Origin of the sequence: Oscillochloris sp. ZM17-4, assembly GCF_019599295.1 — a bacterium.
Classification (GTDB): Bacteria; Chloroflexota; Chloroflexia; order Chloroflexales; family Chloroflexaceae; genus Oscillochloris.
Genome location: NZ_JAIEWN010000086.1, coordinates 1 through 10466 on the forward strand (window position 1 = coordinate 1; position 10466 = coordinate 10466).

Annotated in this window: 9 protein-coding genes; 1 reads left to right on the forward strand and 8 read right to left on the reverse strand. The window is 69.6% G+C overall.

The annotated features are described in order from the left end of the window. Nucleotides 1-40: 40 nt before the first annotated feature. The 7 genes from K2Z83_RS26960 to K2Z83_RS26990 all read right to left on the reverse strand — a co-directional run bounded on the left by K2Z83_RS26960 (nucleotide 41) and on the right by K2Z83_RS26990 (nucleotide 8719). Nucleotides 41-922 carry an ABC transporter permease gene (locus tag K2Z83_RS26960; protein ID WP_220598263.1) on the reverse strand — a complete coding sequence of 294 codons (882 nt, stop codon included), beginning with the start codon at nucleotides 920-922 and terminating at the stop codon, nucleotides 41-43. Next, on the reverse strand, nucleotides 919-2205 hold the full coding sequence (locus K2Z83_RS26965) for an ABC transporter substrate-binding protein (RefSeq protein ID WP_220598264.1): 1287 nt from the start codon (nucleotides 2203-2205) through the stop codon (nucleotides 919-921). The genes K2Z83_RS26960 and K2Z83_RS26965 overlap by 4 nt, the downstream gene beginning before the upstream one ends. 205 nt (nucleotides 2206-2410) lie before the next feature. Next, nucleotides 2411-3868 carry an NAD(P)/FAD-dependent oxidoreductase gene (locus tag K2Z83_RS26970; protein ID WP_220598265.1) on the reverse strand — a complete coding sequence of 486 codons (1458 nt, stop codon included), beginning with the start codon at nucleotides 3866-3868 and terminating at the stop codon, nucleotides 2411-2413. A 66-nt stretch (nucleotides 3869-3934) separates the two neighbouring features. Continuing rightward, nucleotides 3935-4645 carry a TVP38/TMEM64 family protein gene (locus K2Z83_RS26975; protein ID WP_220598266.1) on the reverse strand — a complete coding sequence of 237 codons (711 nt, stop codon included), beginning with the start codon at nucleotides 4643-4645 and terminating at the stop codon, nucleotides 3935-3937. A 127-nt stretch (nucleotides 4646-4772) separates the two neighbouring features. Further along, entirely contained in the window at nucleotides 4773-5381 is a 609-nt protein-coding gene (locus K2Z83_RS26980) for a CDP-alcohol phosphatidyltransferase family protein (protein WP_220598267.1), read from the reverse strand. 84 nt (nucleotides 5382-5465) lie between these two features. After that, nucleotides 5466-7199 carry an NAD(P)/FAD-dependent oxidoreductase gene (locus K2Z83_RS29680; protein WP_220598268.1) on the reverse strand — a complete coding sequence of 578 codons (1734 nt, stop codon included), beginning with the start codon at nucleotides 7197-7199 and terminating at the stop codon, nucleotides 5466-5468. Between the two features lie 137 nt (nucleotides 7200-7336). Next, nucleotides 7337-8719 (reverse strand): MFS transporter, encoded by a 1383-nt coding sequence (locus K2Z83_RS26990; protein WP_220598269.1) that lies wholly within the window; start codon nucleotides 8717-8719, stop codon nucleotides 7337-7339. Between the two features lie 142 nt (nucleotides 8720-8861). On the opposite strand from K2Z83_RS26990, the gene K2Z83_RS29530 reads away from it, so the two are divergent. Next, on the forward strand, nucleotides 8862-8984 hold the full coding sequence (locus K2Z83_RS29530) for a hypothetical protein (RefSeq protein WP_255604548.1): 123 nt from the start codon (nucleotides 8862-8864) through the stop codon (nucleotides 8982-8984). Between the two features lie 152 nt (nucleotides 8985-9136). On the opposite strand, the gene K2Z83_RS26995 is transcribed toward K2Z83_RS29530, so the two are convergent. After that, nucleotides 9137-10336 carry a plasmid pRiA4b ORF-3 family protein gene (locus K2Z83_RS26995; protein ID WP_220598270.1) on the reverse strand — a complete coding sequence of 400 codons (1200 nt, stop codon included), beginning with the start codon at nucleotides 10334-10336 and terminating at the stop codon, nucleotides 9137-9139. Nucleotides 10337-10466: the final 130 nt, after the last annotated feature.

The following is a 10466-nucleotide window of genomic DNA, read 5'->3' on the forward strand; positions in this document are numbered from 1 at the left end:
CAACACGCAACACGCAACACGCAACACGCAACACGCAACACTACCCCTCGCGCCGCCCCCCAAGCGCCCGGCCGAGCCCGGCGACGGCGACCACAACCAGCGACATGATCAGGCTGATCGCCATGCCCTCGGCGCGGCGCCCGAGGTCGGGGTTGGCGAAGTAGTCGAGGGCCAGCACCGCGAGGGCGCGCGGGTAGCGCACCCCCAGCAGGGCCGGCACCTCGTAGGCCCCGAAGGTGAAGGCGAAGACCAGCAGCGACCCTGCGGCCAGCCCGGGCAGCACCAGCGGCAGAGTCACCCGGCGCAGCCGCAGCCACGGCCCGGCCCCCAGCGTGGCCGCCACCGCGTCGTAGGCCTGGCCCTGGGTGCGCAGCACGGCCAGCACGATCAGGGCCAGGAAAGGCACCTCCTTGCCCACATAGTGCAGGATGACCCCCAGCCCCGCGCGGTCGCGCACCAGCACCGGGAAGTCAGCGGGGGCGTGGATCAGGCCGAGGGCGGCGGCGATCCGGGCAAACAGCCCGCTCTGGGCGAGCAAGAGCAGCAGGGCGATCGCCCAGACGAGATGTGGCAGGGCCAGGTTGGCGTTCAAGACGAGCAGGTCGCCCCCGCCAGCGCGGCCGGTGCGCCCGCTGAGGGCCACGGCGAGCAGCAGCGCGCCCGCCGCCGCCAGCAGCGTGGATGCCCCGCTCACCCAGAGCGAGAAGCCCAGGGCGACCCAAAACTCGCGCCCGGCGGGCGTGGCCCCGCCGAGCACATGGGCGTAGGCGTCGAGGCTCAGCCGACGCTCGCCGATGATCGCCAGGTCGCCCAGGCTCTGGGCCACCCCGTCGAGCAGGCTGGCCCCGAAGAGGCCGCCTGCCACCAGCAGCGCCGGGGCGAGGGCCAGCCAGATCAGGAGGGTGTCGCGGGAGCGTGTCATCTGGCCAGCACATTCGTCCGCCAGCCCTCCTCCACGAGAGCCTGGTACGCGCCGGCGCTGTCGCCCACCAGCGACTTCGCCAGGTCGGCGGCGGGGGTGGCCGCGTCGCCCAGCTGTCTGGCCGCCGCATCCAGCTTCTCCCGCGCCGCCGGGTCGGTCACCTTCGTCACATCGATGCCATAGCCCAGGCCAAAGCCATTCTCAGGCAGGATCTGCGCGGCCTGCAGCTCCGGGTCGAGGATCAGGTTGGCCAGCACCAGGGCCGCCGCCTTGTGCGGCGCGTTCTTCGGGATGGCCACGTAGTTGAAGTCGCCGATCATGTAGCCGTCGAACACGAAGGCCCGCGCGGTCTCCGGCACCAGCCCGTCCGTGATCAGCGGGCCGGCCCCGGCGATCGCCTGGGTGATGCTGAAGTCCACCTCGCCGTTGGCGAACAGGCTGTGCAGCTCGTTCTCGTCCTTCGGGTAGGTCTCGCCCGCGCGCCACAGGTAGGGCTTCAGCTCGTTCATGTAGGCCCAGAGCTGGGGCGACCACTGCTCCCACAGGGCCTGGTCGAAGCCCAGCCACTGCGTGGCGTCGCCGCTCAGCTCGAAGAGCGCGCCCTTGACAAAGCGGGTGCCCTGGAAGGCGCCCGGCCCCGGCGCGATATAGGTGAAGCGGCCGGGGTTCGCCTTGGCCCACGCCAGCAGCCCGGCGTACGAGCGCGGCAGCTCTTCTTCGCCCATCCTGGCCGAGTCGTAGATCAGCTGGAACTGCGCCGACGACCAGGGGCTCTCCAGGCCCTCCACCGGCTCGCCGAAGTCCAGGTAGACCGCCGGGTTCGTCCAGCTGACCAGCTTCGCGTTGGGGATGGCCTGCGACCAGCCCGCGTAGAGCATGTCGGCCTGCTTGAGCGAGAGGAAGTTCTCGCCGTTGATCCAGATCATGTCGACGGCGCCTGGGTCTTTGCCGGCTGTCTTCTCGCTGAGCACCTGGTTCACCGCATCCACCGTGTCGGCCAGCGGCACGCGGTTGAGGGTGATGCCGTAGCGCTCCTGCAGCGGTCTGCCGTAGAAGTCATCCACAAAGCGGTTGATGCTCTCGGAGCCGCCCCACATGTACCAGCTGATGGTCTGCCCGCGCGCGGCGGCCAGCACGCTGTCCCAGTTACTCACATCCAGCTCGCCGCCGGCAGTTGCGGCGGCGGGGGCGGGCGGGGCGGCGGCGGGCTGCGCGCCGCAGGCGGCCAGGATCATCAAGGCCGCTAGGGCCAGGGCGACACCTCGGGGGCGGGCGAAGGTCATCGGGCGCTCCTTTGTAGAATTGCAGATTGCAGATTGCAGATTGCAGATTGGCTGCGGCACCTGTCGCGGGACTGAGGCCCTCGGCTACGGTTTGGGAAGCCCCCTTGCGCGGGCTTGGATAGGCCGCGCAGGCGGCCTTCGCCACATGTCAGCCCGCGACTTCAGTCGCCGGGCGACTCGGTGGCGGGAAGTATACGCCGCACCTCTACACATGCGGCGCGGTGCCCCGACTCCCACCCCCCAACCCCCGACTCCTGCCCCCCGCCCAGCGGTGCAGCAGGTAGGTCGGCAGCTCCCTGTTCAGGCCGGTCAGCGTGTCGCGCAGGAAGGTGTCGGCGACCTTCAGCACGCCGCTGGAGAAGGTCGGGTAGGGGTAGACCAACCGGTAGAGCCGGTAGAGCGAGATGCGCTCCTGGATGGCCAGGGTGAAGAGCGAGATCATCTCGGATGCCCGTGGGCCGACGATCGTCACCGCCAGGATCGTCCCCGTCAGCCGGATGGCGTCGACGATGATGAATCCGCGCTGCAGGTCGTCCGTGTAGCCACGGTCGGTCTGAGTCACCAGATCGACGCGGATGCGCTTGACCAGCTTAGGGTGGTAGCGCTCGGTGATCTGGGCCTGGCTCATGCCGGCGGTGGCCACCTCGGGGTCGCTGAAGGTGGCGCTCGGATAGAAGGGCTCGGGGGCGCGGGCGGGCAGCCAGGGGAGGGCGATCCGCTGGGTTACGCGGCGGCCCTGGGCGTTGGCCGAGTGGGTGAAGGCCGAGGTGCCGGTCACGTCGCCGATGGCGTAGATGTGCGGCACGCTGGTGCGCCCGTAGCTGTCGGCGGCGATGCCGCCGCGCGCGCTGTAGGCCACGCCGGCCGCATCCAGGCCCAGGCCCTCGGTGTTGCGCTGGCGGCCGATCGCCACCAGCACATCGTCTACGCCCTCCAGGTCGATCGCCCGGCCGCCCTGCTCGACCCGCAGCGTCTCAGTCGCCACGTCGTAGGACTTCGCGCTGGCCCCGGCGTAGACCGCGATCCCGTGGCGGTCGAGCGACTCGCCCAGGGCCTCGGCCACCTCGGGGATAAACTTGTCCATCACGCGGGGCGCGGTGGTCACCACCGTCACCCGGCTGCCGAGCTTGCGGAAGGCGAAGGCCAGCTCCATACCAATCACGCCGCCGCCGAGGACGGCCAGGTGGCGCGGGGTGTCGGGGATCTCGAAGATCGTCTCGTTGGTGAGCTGGCGCGCTGCGGGGAGGCCGGGGATCGACGTGGTGCGCGGGCGCGCGCCGGTGGCGATCACGATATGGGCGGCGTGCAGCGTGCGCTCGCCGCCCTCGGGCGTGGCCACCGCGACGCGGTGCGGGTCGATCAGGCGCGCCCGGCCGAAGATCAGGCTCAGGTTCTGCACCTCGCCGAACTCGTGGGTCTCCTTGTCGCGCAGGGCGTCGCGCTTGCGGCGCACCTCCGCCAGCGTCGACGCGGGGCGCTCCGCGCCGTGCAGCTCGGCCTGGTGGATGAGGGTCTTGGAGGGCACGCAGCCCACGTTGGTACAGTCGCCGCCCACGTGCAGCGCCTCGATCACGGCCACCGATTTGCCCAGGTTGGCCAGGCCCACCGCCACGGTCAGGCCGCCCGAGCCGGCCCCGATCACGATTGTGTGAAATGATTCCATATATCCATCCTGTAGGGCCGAAGCATTTGGGATTGTCGCCCCGCGACAATCCCAAATGCTTCGGCCCTACCCTTCGCGCTGTTGCAATACCTTCGACACCACGATCCCGCCCACGAAGAGCACGGCCGACAGCGCCAGCGTCCACGGGTTGATCGCCGAGATCGAGAAGCGCCCGGCCAGAATATCCTCGATATTCAGCGACGCCCCGGCCAGCACGAAGGTCAGGGTGCCGGGCAGCGAGCCGAGCACCGAGGCCAGGATGTAGGGCCGGTAGGGCACCCGCAAGAAGCCGGCTAGATAGTTGACCAGGTCGTAGGGCAGGTAGATCAGGCGCATGACCAGGATGGTGCCGAAGGCGTTCTGGCGCAGGCGCCCGGCGTAGCGGCTGACGAATCCGCCCTCGCCCTCGGGCAGCAGGCCCTGGCCGAGCGCGCGGCCGAAGCCGTAGGCCAGCGTCGCCGACATATTCGAGCCGATCACCACGAACAGCATGCCCCAGACCGGCCCCCAGATCGCGCCGCCGAGCAGCGTGACCACGATCGCCGAGAAGAAGGCCAGCGGGCGCAGGGTGTAGATCAGGATGTAGAGCAGCGGGCCGAGCGGCGTGCGCAGCAGCCCCAGCAGGTCGCCGACCGTCTCGGTCGGCGATCGCCCGGCGATCACGCTGTAGGCCAGGAAGCTGCCGGCGAGGGCCAGCCAGATCGTGGTGGCGACCAGCTTCTGCCAGTGGCGGCCCAGCCAGCCCTGGGCGCGGCCGGCGGCGAGTGTCTCAGACATAGCGTTCCCTCCCATCACCTCGCGGTGGGGGTGTGGTGCGGCGGAGCCGCCCCACGATAGATCTTTGTGATGTCTGCGCGGCAAAGCCGCGCAGACATCACACATAGGGATCAGGGGCGAAGCCCCATTACAGCGCCCGGATCGCCCAGATCACGCGCTGGGCGGCGGTGACGACCACCAGGGCGGCCATCAGGGAGAACAGCGGGATGATCGCGCCCGGCAGGAGCAGGAAGAGCGAGTAGAAGACCACCGTCTCGGCGCCCTCGATCAGGCCGGCGGGCATGGTGACGCTGGTGATCTCGCCCTTGGCGGCGGCCCCGGCCTGGCGCTTCTCCAGGATGGCCGCCAGGTACATCCAGCTGGCCCCGTTGATGTAGAAGCTCGCCAGCAGCGCGGCCAGGGCCAGCAGCGCGGCCGGCGTCCCGGCGGCGGCGGCCAGCCCCAGCGGGATGGCGGCGTAGATCAGGTGGTCGAGCACAATGTCGAGGTAGGCGCCCAGGTCGCTCTGTTTGCCCGTGAGGCGGGCCAGCGTGCCGTCGAGGCCATCGAGCGCCCGGTTGGCCGCCCAGAGGCCGAGGGCCGGCAGGGAGGCCCCCTGCCAGGCGGCGGCGGCGGCGGCCACGCCGACGACGGCCGCCAGCACCGTGACCGTCGTCGGGTGGATGCGGCGTATCGGCCCGCGCACGGCCAGGGCCATCGCGAACTCTTTTGGCTCACGCAGGGCTTTGTCAATCATTGCGCGGGGCTCCTTCGTCGATCTGCCAGGCCTCGTCCCTGATCGCAGGGTATCGGCGCTGCGGTATGTTTACTGTGAGCTGGCTCACGATCTCATGCGTGGCGCCCACGCGGCGGCTGGGGCCGCGCGCCGCCGCCGGAAGCTGAGGCGCTTGCGTATCGCCTGTGCCGCAGTCGAGTACGTCAGGCTCTCGCGCACAAAGAAGCGCGCCACCTCAGCCAGCGAGGCGTCGCCGAAGAAGTGTTTGCGGTAGGCCCCGCCGCCCATAAACCCGGTGTTTTGACTGAGCAGGCTCAGGCGCAGCTTGTTGGCCGGCAGGTGGTTGCTGCCGGCCAGCACCTGCTGGAAGGCCCACGGCATCCAGGGCACCGCCGCGAAAGCCGCACGGATCTCGGCCACCGCCCGATCCACCGCCGCCTCATCGCCGGGGTCCACCGCCTCGATCAGCGTATCGACCCGGTCGGCCAGATCGTCGAACTCGCTGAAGCCACCGCCAACCATGCGCAGCCCGGCCACCGTAGCGAAGTAGTCGTCTCTGCTCTTCGACAGCCCGCGCGTGCTCAGCAGCTTGACGTACTCCAGGTAGGCGCCCGTCAGCCAGAGCACCGCGTAGACCTCCCAGAGCTTATCGTTCGACCAGGACGTGATCGAGTTGGCGACCAGCCGGTCGTGGGCGGACACGAAGCGCAGGGTCAGCTCCTCAAGGGGCCGGAAGCGCGCCGGGGCGTAGTCGCCGGCGCGCTGGGCGTCGAGCAGCAGGTGGGCCAGCAGGGCCGCGCTCATCAGCGTGGTGTAGAGCCCCTTCGAGTAGAGCGGGTCGATGAATCCGGCCGCGTGGCCAAGCAGACAGAATCGCTCGCCCACCACGTGGGTCGCCGTGTACTGGAGCCGGTCCGCGCGCGCCCAGGGCCGGGCCGCCCGCGCCTTGTGGAACTGGGCCGCGATGCTCGGGAATCGCGCAATAAAGGCGAAGAACTCCTGCTCAGGCGACAGATCCGGCCGAGCCGGGTGGATGCGCGGGTCGAGCTGCAGCCCCACGCTCACCAGCGGGTTGGTGGCCCGAGGGTGGTTGTTGAAGGGGATGACCCACAGCCATCCGCCGTGGAAGATGTGGTGGAGCGTGCCCTCGGAGACGGGGAAGGGGAAGCCGTACTCCTGGTGTGAGGCGCCGACCTGGTGATAGCAGGGCAGGTCGACCATGTGAGTGAAGATCGTGCGCGTATGGGTGCGCAGATCTCGCGAGCGCCAGCCGAACTTCTCGGCCAGCAGCGAGCGCATCCCGCCCGCGTCCACCACATAGTCGGCCGCGTAGGTCTGTCTCTGGCTGGTCAGAATCTCCACCCCATCGGGGCGTAGGGTGATATCCTTCACCGGGGTGCCCTGAAGCACGGTGGCGCCGTAGCGCACGGCCACCGAGGTGAGGAAATAGTCGCTATCCTGACGGTGGATATGCAGCTCATAGCCGTGGGGGCGCTGGGGGATGACCGCCTGAAGCGAGCGGGCAAGATCCTGGGGCTGTCCCTCGCGGTGGTGCAGGTAGCTGAAGTGGCGCTTGAGCCCGTGGGATGTGCCGATCTGGGCGATGAAGTTCTCGGAGCTGAAGTAGGCCAGCTCGGGCACATCGAAGAGCTCGGCCATGGCCCGCATGGTCTCCGAGGTCTCCAGGATCATCGACTCGCCGATGGCGAACTTCGGGTGGGCCCCGGCCTCGAAGATGATCACCTTCAGGCCGTGGCGCGCCAGGATGGCGCCCAGCGTCGAGCCGCTGATGCCCGAGCCGATGATCGCGATGTCGTAGCGGTCCGGTCCCTGCGCCATGCGCTCCCCTCTCTCACATCATGGGCTGCTATCCTAACGCTAGCTGGCAATGCTTACAGCAGTCTTACGGAAGCCTTATCAGAGCCTTGCCCCTCGCGGAGGCGACTCGTGCTGCGAAGCCGCCCCGTACGTTGCTATCAGGCCCGCTGCGCCGCAGCGCTCTCGGCGGCCCGCCCCTTCAGCCCCAGGGCGATCAGCGCCAGCAGGGCCAGCGAGGCGCTCACGAAGATGAAGGCCGCCCGGTAGCCGGCGATCGTGTCGGCGAACGAGGCGATGATCGCGCCGATCACCACGCTGCCCGCCAGCTGCCCGGCGGCGGTGCCGATCGCCAGCAGCCCCTGGCCCGCCGCCCGGTGCGCGGCGTCGGTCTCGTTGAGCATAATGTAGCGCGGGGCCGCGCCGAGCAGCGCCGACATGCCCATGCCGTAGAGCACGCCGGCGAGGTAGAAGAAGAGAACCTGGAGCGGCAGCAGGCCGGCCAGGGCCATGCCTGCGGCGCTGATCGCCCCGCCGCTGACCACCACCGCCCGCGAGCCGATCCGGTCGAGCATGCGCCCCGCCAGCGGCGAGCTCACCGCCATGCCCAGCACCACCGGCAGCGTCATCAGGCTCGCCGCGGTCATGCTGACCCCGAAGGCGGCCACGAAGAGCGATGGGAAGAAGACCGCCACCGCCTCGCCGATGCCGCCGACCGCCACCAGCGTGGTCACGATCACCACCTGGCGCGAGCGGAAGAGCTGCAGGTCGATCGTCGGGTCGTCCGCGCGGCGCTCGACCCGCACCAGCGTCGGCAGCATCGCCACGGCGATGAGCAGGAAGGGCCAGACCTGGAGCGAGGCCAGGCTCGCGCCCAGGTCGCGCGCGTCGATCATCGTCAGGCCGTAGGCCATCCCGCCGAGCATGACACTCAGCACGGCGACGCCGGCCCAGTCGAAGGGCGGGATGCGCGGCGGCCGGGCGGTAGGGAGCAGGCGCAGGCTGAGCGCGATCACCAGCGCGGCGATCGGCAGGTTGACCAGGAACAGCCACTGCCAGCCAAACAGCAGCAGCACGCCGCCGATCACCGGGCCGAGCAGGAAGGCGATGCCCCAGACCGCGCCGACCATGCCCAGCGCCGAGCCGCGGCTCTCGGGCGGGAAGGTGTCGCCGATCACCGCGCTGGCCACCGGGTAGATCCCGCCCGCGCCCAGGCCCTGCACCGCGCGGCCCAGCAGCACCACCGCGAAGCTGGGCGCCGCGGCCACGATCAGCGAGCCGGCCGCGAACAGGGCCACGTCGACCACATAGACCGCCCGCCGGCCGAAGCGGTCCGAGAGCTTGGCCATCACCGGGGTGGCGACCTTGTTCGTCAGCACGTAGATCGCAAAAACCCAGGCCAGGGCGCGCTCGTCGACGTGGAAGGCGCGCTGCATGGCCGGCAGGGCCGGGCCGACGATCGCGATATCGAGGGCCGCCATCAGCACGCCGACGAAGAGCACCCCGAGCACGCGGTTGCGCGCCTTCGGGTCGAGGTCAGTCATAGGGGTCGCTCCGCTGATCCGCCGGCGCGGTCGCCGGGCGACGCCATGCTAGCGCCCTCTGCCTGGGGCGTCAATCTGATGAGCGACCAACGACCAAGCGCGCAGCCGGTACACCTGAATCGCCCGCCAGAACCTGGCCGGCATGCCCGCCATCCGGGCCAGCGGCATCCTGCCCCGGATCACGACCACCCACCCGCTGAAGGGCAGCAAGCAGCACCTCTCGGTGCTGGTCGAGGGCGAGAAGCGGCTGCGTGAGATCCGGTGAGCAAGGGGGCGCTAACGCGAAACAGCTCACGCATCCTGCTAGGACGGATCACATGAGGACCCTGAATTTGAGGCATTGTGTGCCGAGCAGGCACATGCTGCACTGATGGTGCTGCGGCGCGGCTACGCCGCACCGCAGCACCATCAGTGGATTCATGGCTCCTCGTCCTCATATCCGTCGTACTGCTGCGGCGCATTGCCGCGCGACTCGACGACGCGCGGGTATGTGCCGTCGTCCGTCCGCTCCTCGACCCCCAGCACGGTGACCGTGAACTGGTGGCTGTCGCCGTAGTCGAAGAAGTAGATGAATGTGTGCTTTGGCACCAGGCCGAGTGCGCCGATCTGCGTGTTCGAGGTGTAGAGCTCGTCGTCGTCATCATCATCGTCAGCGCCCTCCGCCACGTCCGACGAGGCGAGCGCGATTACCTCTTCTACACCCTTGCCCACGATCGTTATCGACCGGATGCTCGCCCCCCAATCATCGTCGAGCTCAGGGCAGCGGATCTCATAGCGCCGATCGCTGCGGTCGCCGCTCATAAAGAAGCTGTAGAGGTGATCCGCGTCCCAGCCGAAGGCGCGCTGGATGGCGTAGTGCAGATCATCGAGCATGTCGCCGGTGGAGATCGCGATCGTGCGGGTGGCCTTGTCGCCGCGCAGCTGCACCTTGAGGAAGTAGACCTGGTCCGGAGGGTCGAGCGGAGCCTTGTGGCCGAGCATGCGCAGGGCCCGACGGGCCTGGAAGCGCGGGGCGAAGGCCCGGTCGTGGGTGGCCAGATCGGCCAGGGCGGCCGCGACCGGCGCGGGCATCGGCTGCGCGGCCACGGCGTAGGCCTTAGCGAGGTAGAACGCGCCCAGGGCGCGGACCTGCTCGTGCGGGTGGGTCAGCGCCCCGGACAGCGCCGCGTAGGCCGCCGTGTCGCCCTCGGTGATCGCCAGCAAGGCCAGGGCGGCGAGGGCGTAGGTGCGACGTCTGGTGGTGGACTGGTCGCGCGGGCGGCTCAGGTCGAGCTGCTGCTGCCAGAAGGGCACCGATGCGGGCTGGCGCGCCATGGCGATACTGTGAAGCAGCCCCTCCATCACAAAGCTCGACCCCGCCCCGCCGCGATCCCAGACCCCCAGGAAGAGCCGCTGGGCCTCAGCGAGCTCGCCCGGCCCCAGTGTCACGTTGGCGTAGGGGCTGAAGGTGCCCCCCCGGATAGCGCCGTAGTTGGTTTTGCCCGCGGGCTGATCTGCGATGGCCTGCGCGAGCCGGCCAAGCGCGCCCTCGCTCCCCCGCAGCTGGGGCGCGGGGCCGCGCTCGGCGATGAGTCGCACCAGGAAAAGCCAGCCCTCAAGCGGCTCGTCTTCACGCATTGGCGTCCCCTTTTAGGTGTTCAACCGGCTCTTTCTACAGTATACACACCTGCCAGGCTGCTGCAACGCCGGGGCGACCGGCGGCCTCTGGACGACGTGTGAGGGCGTCCGCCTCGTGATCGCATGGCCG

Excerpts from the sequence above, each read along its gene's own strand:
- K2Z83_RS26960 (WP_220598263.1), bottom strand. The coding sequence starts at position 922 with ATGACACGCTCCCGCGACACCCTCCTGATCTGGCTGGCCCTCGCCCCG.
- K2Z83_RS26965 (WP_220598264.1), bottom strand. The coding sequence starts at position 2,205 with ATGACCTTCGCCCGCCCCCGAGGTGTCGCCCTGGCCCTAGCGGCCTTG.
- K2Z83_RS26970 (WP_220598265.1), bottom strand. The coding sequence starts at position 3,868 with ATGGAATCATTTCACACAATCGTGATCGGGGCCGGCTCGGGCGGCCTG.
- K2Z83_RS26975 (WP_220598266.1), bottom strand. The coding sequence starts at position 4,645 with ATGTCTGAGACACTCGCCGCCGGCCGCGCCCAGGGCTGGCTGGGCCGC.
- K2Z83_RS26980 (WP_220598267.1), bottom strand. The coding sequence starts at position 5,381 with ATGATTGACAAAGCCCTGCGTGAGCCAAAAGAGTTCGCGATGGCCCTG.
- K2Z83_RS29680 (WP_220598268.1), bottom strand. The coding sequence starts at position 7,199 with ATGGCGCAGGGACCGGACCGCTACGACATCGCGATCATCGGCTCGGGC.
- K2Z83_RS26990 (WP_220598269.1), bottom strand. The coding sequence starts at position 8,719 with ATGACTGACCTCGACCCGAAGGCGCGCAACCGCGTGCTCGGGGTGCTC.
- K2Z83_RS29530 (WP_255604548.1), top strand. The coding sequence starts at position 8,862 with ATGCCCGCCATCCGGGCCAGCGGCATCCTGCCCCGGATCACGACCACC.
- K2Z83_RS26995 (WP_220598270.1), bottom strand. The coding sequence starts at position 10,336 with ATGCGTGAAGACGAGCCGCTTGAGGGCTGGCTTTTCCTGGTGCGACTC.